Source organism: Enterobacter sp. Ag1 (genome assembly GCA_000277545.1).
In the GTDB taxonomy this organism is placed as follows: Bacteria; Pseudomonadota; Gammaproteobacteria; order Enterobacterales; family Enterobacteriaceae; genus Cedecea.
Window position 1 is genome coordinate 1 of the sequence record AKXM01000015.1, and the last position, 12,370, is coordinate 12,370.

Consider the following 12,370-nt stretch of genomic DNA (forward strand, 5'->3'; position numbering starts at 1 on the left):
TGCGTGSCCAGCCACTCCCAGTGGCGGGGCAGCAGGGTGACCTCCTTCGCCGATACGCCAAGCTTAGGCCTGCCGCGAGCTTTAACCGCAGCGGTCTCTTCGGTTAGCTGTTCGGCCAACTCGGGGTAAGCCGCAATGGCGCTGGCTTCGTCCCCGTGGACGTGGATATCCAGCCGTTTGCCGGTCTGATCATGGAAGATAAACACCGGCTCGTTACCGATTGGCGTGGCCTTTAGCTGCCGCAACAGTTCGTTCAGGCTGCCGTGGGCAATCAACTGCCGCTGCATAAAGGCGGTAAGGGTGACATAAGACATGGGTGACCTATTTTATCCGGGTAAAAATAGCAGACTATCGGGGTAGCCCGACCTTGTCAATTATACCCGGGTAAAATAGGTGGGGGAGGTCAGGCCTGGTGCATCAAGTCCTGATACAGCTCTGCGAGCACGCCGCCGGGGCGAAATTGCTGTTTGATCCAGCGAGTAACCTGACCCGTCGCCGCGTGCTGTGTGGCAAGCAACATGCGGGAATGCTGGCGTGGGTTATGGACCTGGCGGGTCACCAGCAGGCCGTTTTCTACCTCGCGACGCGCCATGTAATCCGGCAAAAAACCAATGCCGTCGCCTAAAATCTGGCACTGGCATTTGGTCGGGAAGTCCGGTACCACCAGGGTTTCCTGGCCGTGCAGCAGCCAGCCCACTTTTTTATTAATGGTGGAGGCGGTGTCTTCCACCATGATATTCGGATACAGCCTGAGCTGGCTTTCGGGGATTGGTTCCTGTGCCGCGGCGAGAGGGTGATCTGGCGCGATAGCGAACGCCCAGCGGATAACGCCAATCTCCGTGTAGTCAATGCCGCCCCCGCCCAGCAGCGCATCCGGCGCGCCGATGGCAATATTCACCTGATTGTTGAGCACCGCATCCCAGACGCCGTTGTACACCTCGGTGGTGACGGCAATCTGGCAGCCGGGAAACTGCTTTTTCAAAATATTCAGCAGTCTGGCCGTGTGCTGAGGCGTGTACAGCAGATGGTTAATGCAGATCCTGACTTTCGCTTCAATGCCCTGCGAAATGGTCTCAATGCCCCGCCGGATCCCTTGAAAATCATTCAACAAGTCGCTGGCCTTGCGGTAGAGATAGATCCCGGATTCGGTCAGCTCAATGCTGCGGGTGTTGCGGATAAACAGCGGCGCATCGAGCCACGTTTCCATACGTTTTATGGTGTAGCTGATGGCGGAGGTGGTCACGCCCAGCTCTTCGGCAGCCCGGCTGAAGCTGCCGTAGCGGGCGGCGCAGGTGAAAGCCTGCAGGTTCTCTTCGGTAAAGATGGAGTGCATTCCGGGCTCCCTTCGATGACGCGTGATGCGGGGAGTTTGACACATTCTGAAAAAGATTATTAAAACACATTCAACAATAGCGGCATCAGCGATGAATCTTTTTTAAGCGGATGTTTTTCCCGCCAGGGCGTTGTTATTCTCGAATTTCGACCATAACCGCGAACGACAGGAGAACATGATGTCTGACAACGAGCTGATAACCGGGTTTTTGACGGCGGCTTTGAACGGGGACGTGTCAACGCTGAAAGCATGCGTGGCGCAGGGCGTGGATATTAACGTCACCAACCGGCAGGGCAGAACGGCCATCACCATCGCCAGTCTGAACCAAAAATATGACTGCGTGGCGCTGCTTATTGAGGCGGGTGTGGACATTAATCAGCAGGATGAAACCTGCTTTAATCCCTTCCTGATTAGCTGCCTGAATAACGATCTCAAGCTGTTGCGCCTGTTGCTACCCGCGAAGCCTGACCTGACTCGCTTAACGCGTTTTGGCGGGGTGGGTATTACGCCTGCCAGCGAGAAAGGCCACGTCGAGATTGTGCGCGAGCTGCTGGTGCATACCGAGATTAACGTCAATCACACCAACTTCCTCGGCTGGACGCCGCTGCTTGAGGCTATCGTGCTGAACGACGGCGGCAAAAAGCAGCAGGAGATTATCTCGCTGCTGCTGGAACACGGCGCCAACCCGCACATGACGGATAAATACGGTAAAACGCCGCGGGAACTGGCCGAAGAAAAAGGCTACCGCGAAATCGCTCAATTGCTGAGAGAGGCGGGCGCTTAGCCGCTGTATGCCTGACAACCACCATCACACTCTGGGTAGAAAAATAATAATGACTGAGATTGAGAAAAGCCGTCGCGACTTTATTAGCGGAGGCGGCAAGGTCGCCGCAGCCTGCGCGCTGTTTGGGGCTAGCGGCACCGCAGCCTGGGCCGTGAAAACACCTGCAACCGCCTGTGAGAGCAGCCACCAAATGAATGCTATCAGCGAAAAACACTATTACCTCGACAATGTGCTGCTGGAAACCGGGTTTAATTATGAAGGCGAAACCGCCGTCAGTACCCGCACCGAACTGCACACGTTAGAAATCAAAGACGGCAAAATTGCGGCAGTTCGTGCCAATAAATCGCACCCTGACGGCACGCTGCACAGCTATGACGCCGGGAGTAAGCTGTTGCTGCCGGCGATGCGTGATATGCACATCCATCTGGACAAGACGTTTTATGGCGGCCCGTGGCAGGTACATAACCGCCCGGAAGGTACCACCATCATGGATATGATTGCCTGGGAGCGTAAAATTCTGCCGGAGCTGCAGCCCTACACCCGCGAGCGCGCCGGCAAGCTTATCGATCTTATCCAGTCCAAAGGGTCGACGATTGCCCGTAGCCACTGCAACATTGAGCCGGTTTCCGGGCTGAAAAACCTTGAAAACCTGCAGGCGGTGCTGGCGGAGAGAAAGTCAGGTCTGAACTGTGAAATTGTGGCGTTTCCGCAGCATGGCTTGCTGCTTTCAAAATCTGAACCGCTGATGCGCGAAGCGATGCAGGCCGGGGCCCACTACGTAGGGGGGCTGGATCCAACCAACGTGGATGGCGCGATGGAGAAATCCCTTGATACCATGTTCCAGATAGCGCTTGATTACGACAAAGGCGTGGATATTCACCTGCATGAAACCAGCCCGGCGGGCGTGGCGGCGGTGAATTACATGGTGGAAACGGTTGAGAAAACCCCGCAGCTTAAGGGAAAACTGACCATCAGCCACGGTTTTGCACTGGCGACCCTTACGCCGCAGCAGGTGGATGATATTGCCACGCGCATGGCTGCCCAGCAGATCAGTCTCGCTTCTACGGTGCCCATCGGGACTTTGCATATGCCGCTGAAGCAGCTCCAGCACAAAGGCGTGCTGGTGATGACCGGCACCGACAGCGTGATCGATCACTGGTCGCCGTACGGGCTAGGCGACATGCTGGAAAAAGCCAACCTGTATGCGCAGCTCTACGTTCGCCCGAGCGAGTTTAGCCTGTCGCGTTCGCTGGCCATTGCCACCGGCAATGTTTTGCCGCTGGATGATAAAGGTAAACAGGTGTGGCCGAAGGCGCAGGATGAGGCGAGTTTTGTGCTGGTGGATGCATCATGCTCAGCGGAAGCGGTGGCGCGTATTTCGCCGCGTACCGCGACCTTCCATCAGGGCAATTTAGTCTGGGGAAGCGTGATTTAATCCGAGGTAGAATAGCCTGCAAAAGCAGGCTATTTATTGACACTTTACCGAACCACAAAGACCGGGAAGCGGGCATGGCGAATAATGCTGGAAGCGTTGGAGCCGAGCAGGTGGGTGGAAATAGACGGGTTCTTCGAACCTACAATGATCACATCCGCATGAATGTCCTGTGCGACTTCGTTCACTTCGTCCCTCACCGAGCCGTAGCGAATCTCCAGCACGACGCGTTCTTTAGGCAGTGAGAAGTGCCCGCGCAATTCTTCCATCTTTTCTTCGGCGTTTTTCTTCAGGTATTCGTCGAATTTACGGATGTCAGAGGAAAAACCGTGGGTATTAAACAGCGGGGATTTAGGCAGAACGTACAGAAGGTGGATTGTGCCCTCAGACTCTTTCGCCAGATATTCGGCATGGCGAATAGCTTTATCCGTGAGCTCCATTTCAAAAACATCCACCGGCATTAAGATGGTTTTATACATCGTTCAGCTCCTTTTGGTAACGTTTCAACCATTCTGGCACTAACGATGCGGTTTCGCCGTGATCTGGCGGGGAAATAAGGCATTTATCCCCTCGCCCTGGAAGGGAGAGGGGATAACCAATGTTTCCCAGGCTTTTATTTTCTCCCTCCCCCTTTGGAGAGAGGGCTGAGGTGAGGGGCGATCGCGCCTAGTTACGACCCGCCATCACGCCGCCGTCAACGTCCCACAGGGCGCCTGTCACCCAGGTGGTATTGTCGGACAGCAGGAAGCTCACTACTTCGGCAACGTCGCGTGGTGTACCTACGCGGCCAATCGGGTGGAAGCTATCAAAGCTGCCCATCACGCCCGCCACATCCTCTTTAGGAATGAAGCCTTCATAAATTGGCGTATGCACCACGGCCGGAGAAACCGCGTTGACGCGAATACCGTGCGAACCCAGCTCAATGGCAAGATTCTTCGTCAGCGCATGCAGACCGGCTTTCGCCATGGAGTAGGCGGAAGATGGTGTTGCGCCGATGGCCTGCTGCGCCCACATGGAACCGATGCTGACGATTGAGCCTTTGATGCCGGCGGCAACCATGTTTTTCACCACTTCGCGGGTAATGAAGAAGGTCGCGCGGTTGATGTTCATGTACATGTCGTAATCCGCCTCTTCGTGTTCGGTAAAGGCTTTCGGGAAGAAGACCCCGGCGGCGTTCACCAGCAGGCTGATGTCGCGGTGCTCGGCGTTAATCACGTCCATCACTTTATGCATCCCTTCGCTGCTCATCAGGTCTGCGACGATGACGGACACTTCCCCGAGGGCAGACAGCGCCTGGCGTGCCTGTTCGGCTTTCTCCGCGCGATTCCCGACCAGCACAACTTTCCCGCCGTTTTCCAGCACCTGACGGGCGCTTTCCAGACCCATACCGCTGGTGCCGCCAACAACTAAAAGTTTCTTACCTGCGAATGATGTAGACATGATGACCTCGTTTCTCTTTGCTTAATAAGGTGAAGCAGCCTGCCTGGCGCTTCGGAATGGCGACAGAATGCCAAACCTATTTCGGCCTGGCGAAGCATAAGAACTTGCATATCGAGAAAGAAAAACTATCTTGTCGGTATGTCGTCCTTGTCGAAGAGAAAATATGAGATCGCTGAATCGCCTGAAATGGCTGCACGCCTTTGAAGCCACGGCGCGCCACGGCAGTTTTACCGGCGCGGCGGAAGAGCTGGGCGTAACGCCCGCCGCTGTGGGGCAGCTTGTTCGTTCCCTGGAAGAGTGGGTCGGCCATCCGCTGCTGCACCGCACGCGCAGCGGAAAAGAAAGACTTACGCTGGTGGAGGAAGCAAGGGAGGCGCTGCAGGACATTACCGTTGGGCTGGACAGCCTGGAGCAGGGATTGAATAAGCTGCGAGGTGCCAGAGCCCGCGCGGTGGTGGTGATTACCGCTTCTCAGGTACTGATGATGAACTGGCTGATGGAGCGCCTCAACCGCTTTTCCGAGGAGCATGACAGCATCGACCTGCGCCTTAACGTCACGGAAAAACTGACCGATGTGCTGCACGGCGAGGCCGATGTCGGCATACGCTGTGGTCCCGGCAGCTGGCCCGGTTTACAGTCAACGTGGTTAATGGACGAAGAGGCGGTGATTGTCTGCAGTCCGCATTTGCTGACTGGCGTCACCGAAGCTGACTGGCTGTCGAAACAGAAACTTATCTACGATGATACGCCGCATCCCGGGGCGAATTTCCCGGAGTGGGAAACGATTTCTCAGGACATTGGCGTGGCGTTGTGTGAGCAAAACGGCCTGCACATTAACTCTACGTCGGCGGTTATTCTGGCTGCCCTAAGCGGGCGTGGTGTGGCGGTGGTGCGCAAAGCGCTGGTCCAGCAACTGATCGATCTTGGGCAGCTGCGCCAGCTTTTCCCGCAGCACAAATGGCCGCTGACCTGGTCCTATTTCATCGTGCGTTCAGAGCGCTCCAGTCGACGCCCCGAGGTGACGCTGTTCCATGACTGGCTGGTGGCAGAGACGGGCGCTACGCTTAAGTAATGGAAAAACTCACCGAATTAAAGCGCGCCAAACGCCTGGCGCTCTCACTTTTGCTGATTGCCGCCGCGACGTTTGTTGCGACCTTATTTTTGCCGCCCAGTTTCTGGGTCAGCGGCCTGAAAGCGATTTCTGAAGCGGCGATGGTCGGCGCCCTGGCGGACTGGTTTGCTGTGGTGGCGCTGTTTCGTCGCGTACCGATCCCGTTTATCGCCCGGCATACCGCCATTATTCCGCGTAATAAAGACCGTATCGGCGAGAATCTCGGCAAGTTCGTGCAGGAAAAGTTTCTCGATACTCAGTCGCTGATTGACCTGATTCGTCGCCATGAGCCGGCGCAGATGATGGGGAGCTGGTTCCGGCAGCCCGAAAATGCTCAGCAGGTAGGGCGGCATATGCTCAAGGTGATGGAGGCTTGGCTGTCTCTGACCGATGACACGCGGATTCAGGGGCTGATTCGCCGGGCGGTGCACAAAGCTATTGATAAAGTTGACCTCAGTTATTCCAGCGCGCTGCTGCTGGAAAGCCTGACCAAAAACAACCGTCATCAGGCCTTGCTCGACTCGGTCATAGCTCAACTGCTGGCGCTGCTCGAGAAACCGGCCAGCCGGGAATTTATTGCCCGCCAGATCGTCCACTGGCTGGAAACTGAGCACCCGGTTAAGGCCAGAGTGCTGCCCACCGAATGGCTGGGCGAGCAAAGCGCAGAGCTGGTGTCCGACGCCGTTAACTCTCTGCTGGATGACGTGAGCCAGGACAAAACGCATCAGCTTCGCCGGGCATTCGATCGCGCCGTGCAGCGGCTTATCGACAGCCTGAAAAATGACCCGGAAATGGCGGCTAAAGCGGAAACGATCAAAAGTTACCTGAAGGAGGATGAGAAGTTTAATCTCTACCTCGGCGAGCTTTGGAATGACCTGAGGGGCTGGCTGAAAACAGATATCGCCCGCGATGATTCGCGGGTGCAAAAGCGCATTGCCGAAGCGGGGCAATGGCTCGGGGAAACGCTAACGGCCGATGCTTCGCTGCGGGCCTCGCTGAATGAGCACCTTGAGCAGGCTGCCCGGCATATCGCGCCGGATTTCTCAGCTTTTCTCACCCGGCACATTACCGACACGGTGAAAAGCTGGGACGCAAAAGACATGTCGCGGCAGATTGAACTCAACATCGGCAAAGATCTGCAGTTCATTCGCATTAACGGCACTCTGGTGGGGGGCTCGGTCGGACTGGTGCTCTATTTACTTTCACAATTGCCGGGCGTGATTGAGGGCTGGGGGCTGCGGTTTTAAGGCACAGGGCGTAAAGCCCTGTGCAGCGTAGTTAGCCCTGATGAGGCATCAGTTTTGGGTCACCGGCAAAAGCGGGTTTACTGCTGCTTAGAGCCTGTTCGTCAGCGCCTATCGAACCGCTGTTATCCGCCCAGACACCTTCCTGCGTTTTGCTGATGGCCTGATGCTGGCCGTTAAGGTTTTGCCCCATGGCGGCGATGTGCTGGCTTTCTGTTCCACCGCTGTTGTCGGCCCAGGGAATGACGGGGTCGGCCGCTGCGGCGAATAAAGGCAAGCAAATCGAGCTGGCAAGCAGCATTTTGATGGCTTTATGCATGTTATTCACCTGCTGACATTAGCGTTTTGGGCGCCAGCTCCGGAGGAGATGGCGGTACCGATAAGTCTACTGCGGCGAGAAATATGCGCTGGCGAGGAAAAGTAAAAGAGCGTGTCATTTGCCACAATTGCTTACCGACGATCTCAAACTATTCAATAAGATAGACAGTAAATATGTTTCTTGTGAAATAATTAATTCGCTAATGATAATGGCCGTGATTTATTAAGTGACTGAACCGCCCAACAACCCGGCAGGACCCATGAACAATTTTTAGGTATCATTTCGTCTTATTTTCAATGGGATATTACTGCGGTAACTGATGACCCTTAACCATTTCTGCTATTGTCTTCTGATGTTCGCCGCGCTGGGCAGCACTTTTATGCCTCACTCTTTGGGCATGTGGTTTGTACTGGTGAATGTGCTCACGCTGCTGGTTTACGGCGCTGACAAACTGGCTGCGGTAAAAGGCTGGCGGCGCGTGCCGGAGGCAACATTGCTTCTCTTTGGGCTGACGGGCGGTTGGCCCGGGGCGATTCTGGCTCAGCAAAGTTTTCGCCATAAAACTCAGAAACAGCCGTTCAGACGCTGGTTTTTTATTACTGTGATAATAAATTTAATTGCCGTTATTGTCGTGGCATATGAGTTTTATTTACCCAGGTAATATTAATTTTGTATGTTCATGAAAGCGATAAACGCCGGGGATGAGGTGATGTCAGGGCAGTTTAGCTGCCGGGGGAAGCATTACATCTGGCCGAATGCCGAAAAAGCGGATGACGTGGCAAATACCTGTCTTGTTCGCGGAAAGCAGAATCAAAACAATATTATCTACGTTACGCCCGGATGTGTATATTTTTAATGTTGCCGGTGAATGTTTTTCGGTTGAAGCATAAAGCAGGATAAATTAAGAAAGCTAAATGCCATGTGGATAATACATGGCATTTTTATCTTTCTTGCTGCAGGGAGCGTATTGAATGAATGCGCGTTGATAAATATTCATAATCTGAACACTGAGAAACCCTTAACGCTATTTAAATTAAGGGTTTTTTTGAGTGTTATTTATTAATTAAATTCCATCTTCCATTTTCAATAGCAAGAATTTACTTTTCAATCCTTCTATTTTGGCTGATAGCGCATACAGTTGCGCCGGTGGTATCTGCCTGTCGTTATCTTTTAAACGTTGGATCTGATTGAGCTGATTCTCTACCATGGTGCTCTGCCGGTGAACTGTTTCACGTAATTGATATATTGCCGTTTTTAACTCGGAAATAGTCATATAGGAGGTTCGTTTTTGTTCCGCCTCTAAAAGTCGTTTTTCAATGGCTGTAAGCTGTGAAATCAACTCTTCATAGATTGTATTAGCCGGCGCAGATTTGCTGGCAATTTCCTGCTTGTTTTTCCATTGAGTGACTAACGGATTATCTTGCCAGATGCTGTTGGTCACTCGCAGTACGTCTGGATTATCGGCACTTTGGTAGAGGGACAAAATGGAAAGTGCAAAGGCTGCGCCAGCTGCACTCCAGCAAAGCTTATTGGGCCAGGTTAATGGCCGGGATTCGGGGAGCTGCAGGTGTGTTATCGTGGGTTCCAGCTTTGGCGCTGCCGGTACGGCGGGTTTGCTCTGCTGGGTTTGCTGCTGGAGCATTTTGATGTTCATCTCCAGCCACAGTGAGAGCTGCCGAAAAACATCTCCCTGGGAAGATTGCAGCTCAACGGCCTGGGCTTCTAACATCCCCGATGACATTAGCAACTGTTCCATCGCCGGGATGTTGTCCGTCTGTAGCGGAAGGCAATAAATTAACGGCGTTAGGTACCGGCAGTAGCTATCGATCATTTGGCGACGCAGATCGAGCGCTGACAGGGGAGGCCAACAGGGAGGATGCTGTTTGGCAAAACCACTGGTAAAGACCTGGGTTGCACTGGCAACACCTTTCCAGCCATTTCGCTGACAGGCAATCAGGCAGTACCACATCCCAATTTGAAGGTCGTAGCCAAATTTTTGGAATAGCTGATTGCAGTCCTTTTCCCGTTCTCTCCACCAGTTACCGTCGTCTGAATAAATCTTCCAGCGGTGCATGTCGTTGCTGAACTGGAGAAAAGTATGATGGCCACGCGGATCGTGGCTGTTAATTTTCAGCGTGCGGGTATGCTCAGAATGGATGGGCTCGCTCATGTTGTGACCTTCTCTGCGCGCAGGGTGAGGACTTTTTTACTGACGTCGATTCTTAAGGGGATTCCCGGCGCGCCATGCAATGCGCTGTCGGCCATCAGCGGGAGCAGATGCTGATTCAAAACCTGATCAATATCGCGGGCACCACTTTGAGCCACCCGGCAGCGGTCGGCAATCCAACTGACGGCTCGTTTGCTGTAACCCGGCTGCGCGGAGGCATCTGCTGCTTTCTGGTATCGCTGGCACAAACGCTGCAATTTAAGACCAATGATTTCATTCATCGCGTCAGAAGAGAGCGGCAGATAGGGCGTCAGCGTCATGCGCCCCATGAGTGCCGGGCTAAATACGCGTTCAAATTCCGGGCGAATGGCATTACACAGCGCCTCAGGGCTGATTTCCCCTGAATCATAGGTTGCCATCAACGTTTCGCTGGCGAGGTTGGACGTCATAATAATCAGCGTATTGCGGAAGTTGATCTGCTGGCCTTCTGCGTCCTCGATCTGGCCCTTATCAAAGATTTGATAAAATAGCTCCATAACGTCCGGGTGGGCTTTTTCTACTTCATCAAGCAAGACGACAGAGTAGGGATTGCGACGAACAGCTTCAGTAAGTACGCCACCCTGGCCGAAGCCGACATAGCCTGGAGGGGAGCCTTTCAGGCCGGAAATTGAATGCGCTTCCTGGTATTCGGACATATTGATGATCACCATGCTTTCCTCACCGCCAAACAGCAATTCGGCCAGCGCAAGCGAGGTTTCCGTTTTTCCCGTGCCGGATGGACCTGCCAGCATGTAGACCCCCATTGGCTTGAGCGGGTCCCCCATACCTGCCCGGCTGATTCGTACCTGCTGCGCGATCTGTTTGAGAGCGTGATCCTGACCAATCACTCTTCCGGCCAGTCGCTCAAATAAAGCATCGATTTGCTGATGCTCTTTCTCCAGCATTCGCCCTAGTGGAATGCCCGTCCAGTCGGCCACTACATCTGCAATGCAGGTCGCATCGACACATTCAAATACCATGGCATGTTGCTGATGTCTGGCCGACAGTCTCTCCCGGCCGTGGGAAATAAATGCGGCATCTTTGCTGTTCAGCAATTGCTGAACCAGGTCATTTTGTTCCCTCCATTCCTTGGTAAGGGCTTCAAGCTTTTGCGTTAACTCTGTGGTTTGCCGCGTCAATATTTCAAGGCGCTTTGGCGCTGTGTCTTCTCGTCTCAGGGCTTCACATTCACTGCTAATCGCCCGTAGCTGGACGTTGAGCGCTTCAATTTCTTTGGGTTCGTGGGTTTGAGACACGGCGACTCGGGCACAGGCCGTATCCAGCAGACTGACGCACTTGTCCGGCATTTGCCGCCCGGCGATATAGCGATTGGAAAGAGTAACCGCCGCATGGATCGCGCTTTCTAATACGGGCACACCGTGGTGTTGCTCCATTGCCGGAGACATTGCTCTGAGCATGGTTGTCGCATTTTCGATATCAGGTTCTGCGACTTTGACAACCTGGAAGCGGCGGGTTAATGCGGCATCTTTTTCGAAGTACTTTTTATATTCAGCCCAGGTAGTGGCGGCAATCACGCGCAGTTCGCCGCGAGCCAGGGCGGGTTTCAGGAGATTGGCCGCGTCGTTCTGACCCGCCTGGCCACCGGCGCCAATCAGCATATGGGCTTCATCAATAAACAAAATAATGGGTTTGGGGGCACGCGTGATTTCTTTTAGCAATGCCTGAAGACGGTTTTCAAATTCTCCTTTTACGCTGGCTCCGGCCTGCAGCAACCCAAGATCCAGGGTCAGAACTTCCATCGCTCTCAGTTCAGGCGGCACCGTGCCCTCGGCAATCCGTAGCGCCAGCCCTTCGGCGATAGCCGTTTTACCCACGCCCGGTTCGCCCGTCAAAATCGGGTTGTTTTGCCGGCGTCGCAGCAGGATATCGACCATTTGCCTTATTTCAGATTCACGTCCGAGCACGGGATCCAGGGCACCTTTTTGGGCCAATTCGCTCAGATTGCGGGTATATTTTTTCAGTGAAGACTGCGTGGCAAGGTGGTCATTATTTGGCTGGGAACTGGCTGGCGAAGAAGCACGAAGAAGTTCATTAACTTTGTCCGATTCGCAGTGCAGGGCATCCTGAACCTGTTTAGTGAAAAGCGGTTTAACTATATCGCTGAAAGCGCTGGCAATTAGCGCTTCAGGCGTTAGTGTGCCGCTTCCCCACCGTGCGCTGGCCAGCATCCACCCATTCGTTAACCACTCTACCAGCTCGGTGGAAAATACCGGCGTGGGCACCTGCGCTTTATTCGCCCGGGTCAGCGCATGTTGCAGCGCACTGAATAACTGGCTGACGGGTAAACCTGTTTGCAAACTTAGCGTTTCAAATAAGGTGCTTTGCTGCTGAATGATAGCCAGCAGCAGGTGCTCTGGCGTCACCTCCGTATGCTGCTGGGAGGCTGCATGACTAACGGCAGTATCGAGCGCGGCTCGGGTATCGGTATTAAGTCTGCTGATAATAGATTTTAAATAATGGTTCATCATTTCTCCCATCAG

The 12,370-nt window shown here is 53.9% G+C and carries 12 protein-coding genes; 5 read left to right on the forward strand and 7 right to left on the reverse strand.

Annotated elements, in window-relative coordinates; genetic code table 11:
• Together A936_RS06665 and A936_RS06670 are read right to left on the reverse strand one after the other, a co-directional pair.
• On the reverse strand, positions 1-314 hold a 314-nt coding region (locus tag A936_RS06665), incomplete at its 3' end, for a DUF2239 family protein (RefSeq protein WP_008455920.1).
• A gap of 89 nt (positions 315-403) precedes the next feature.
• Positions 404-1,333, reverse strand: coding sequence for a LysR substrate-binding domain-containing protein (locus A936_RS06670; RefSeq protein ID WP_008455922.1), 930 nt, complete (start codon positions 1,331-1,333; stop codon positions 404-406).
• A gap of 178 nt (positions 1,334-1,511) precedes the next feature.
• Between A936_RS06670 and A936_RS06675 the strand changes: the two genes are divergently transcribed.
• Both A936_RS06675 and A936_RS06680 read left to right on the forward strand, forming a co-directional pair.
• Positions 1,512-2,117 (forward strand): ankyrin repeat domain-containing protein, encoded by a 606-nt coding sequence (locus A936_RS06675; protein WP_008455923.1) that lies wholly within the window; start codon positions 1,512-1,514, stop codon positions 2,115-2,117.
• 49 nt (positions 2,118-2,166) lie between these two features.
• A complete protein-coding gene (locus A936_RS06680; RefSeq protein WP_008455925.1) occupies positions 2,167-3,552 on the forward strand; it encodes an amidohydrolase family protein in 1,386 nt (461 codons plus the stop codon).
• Between the two features lie 44 nt (positions 3,553-3,596).
• Here the strand turns inward: A936_RS06680 and uspG are convergent, their stop codons facing one another.
• Entirely contained in the window at positions 3,597-4,028 is a 432-nt protein-coding gene (gene uspG, locus A936_RS06685; protein ID WP_008455928.1) for a universal stress protein UspG, read from the reverse strand.
• 187 nt (positions 4,029-4,215) lie between these two features.
• A complete protein-coding gene (locus A936_RS06690) occupies positions 4,216-4,989 on the reverse strand; it encodes an SDR family NAD(P)-dependent oxidoreductase (protein ID WP_008455930.1) in 774 nt (257 codons plus the stop codon).
• A gap of 163 nt (positions 4,990-5,152) precedes the next feature.
• Here A936_RS06690 and A936_RS06695 point away from each other — a divergent pair, with 163 nt between their 5' ends.
• Both A936_RS06695 and A936_RS06700 read left to right on the forward strand, forming a co-directional pair.
• Entirely contained in the window at positions 5,153-6,061 is a 909-nt protein-coding gene (locus A936_RS06695; protein WP_008455932.1) for a LysR substrate-binding domain-containing protein, read from the forward strand.
• Positions 6,061-7,347, forward strand: a complete 1,287-nt coding sequence (locus tag A936_RS06700) for a DUF445 domain-containing protein (protein WP_008455935.1) — start codon at positions 6,061-6,063, stop codon at positions 7,345-7,347. Before A936_RS06695 ends, A936_RS06700 begins: the two co-directional genes overlap by 1 nt.
• Positions 7,348-7,378: 31 nt before the next feature.
• Here the strand turns inward: A936_RS06700 and A936_RS06705 are convergent, their stop codons facing one another.
• A complete protein-coding gene (locus A936_RS06705) occupies positions 7,379-7,663 on the reverse strand; it encodes a hypothetical protein (protein WP_008455937.1) in 285 nt (94 codons plus the stop codon).
• Between the two features lie 319 nt (positions 7,664-7,982).
• On the opposite strand from A936_RS06705, the gene A936_RS06710 reads away from it, so the two are divergent.
• Positions 7,983-8,324: a DUF1294 domain-containing protein gene (locus A936_RS06710; protein ID WP_008455939.1), complete on the forward strand. Its 342-nt coding sequence runs from the start codon at positions 7,983-7,985 to the stop codon at positions 8,322-8,324.
• A gap of 402 nt (positions 8,325-8,726) precedes the next feature.
• On the opposite strand, the gene A936_RS06720 is transcribed toward A936_RS06710, so the two are convergent.
• Complete coding sequence (locus A936_RS06720) at positions 8,727-9,833, reverse strand: VasL domain-containing protein (RefSeq protein WP_008455943.1); 1,107 nt, start codon at positions 9,831-9,833, stop codon at positions 8,727-8,729.
• The gene (tssH, locus tag A936_RS06725) at positions 9,830-12,355 is read right to left on the reverse strand and encodes a type VI secretion system ATPase TssH (protein WP_008455946.1); all 2,526 of its coding nucleotides are present in this window, start codon (positions 12,353-12,355) and stop codon (positions 9,830-9,832) included. The genes A936_RS06720 and tssH overlap by 4 nt, the downstream gene beginning before the upstream one ends.
• Positions 12,356-12,370: the final 15 nt, after the last annotated feature.